The sequence below is a fragment of the Nocardia spongicola genome (genome assembly GCF_047200775.1).
GTDB lineage: Bacteria > Actinomycetota > Actinomycetes > Mycobacteriales > Mycobacteriaceae > Nocardia.
The window spans coordinates 1-272 of the sequence record NZ_JBJZOO010000082.1 but is presented as its reverse complement, the minus strand read 5'-3'; the positions used below and the strand labels follow the sequence as shown (position 1 = coordinate 272).

General features: G+C 64.7%; 1 protein-coding gene. It reads left to right on the top strand.

Annotation, left to right across the window (positions count from 1 at the left end; genetic code table 11):
• Positions 1-272, top strand: a 272-nt coding sequence (locus tag ACL02S_RS24300; RefSeq protein ID WP_412804815.1) for an esterase/lipase family protein, incomplete at both ends; no start/stop codon positions are given.

The window sequence follows — 272 nt, the reverse complement described above, 5'->3', positions numbered from 1 at the left end:
CTAGCCGTTTTCGTGGATCGGGTCCTCGCCGCGACCGGCGCCACCCGGGTCGATATCGTCGGCCACTCTCAAGGCAATTTCATCGGTAATTACTTCATCAAGCGGCTCGGTGGGGCGGCGAAGGTGGACAAGTTGGTCGGGCTGGCTCCACCGTGGCTCGGCTCGAATGCCGCTGGGCTGGGCACATTGGGTGAATACAGCGCGCGGCTCGGGCTCGGACCGACGTTCGACACACTCGCCGGGGGGCTGTGTCAGGCTTGCCGCCAAGTTCT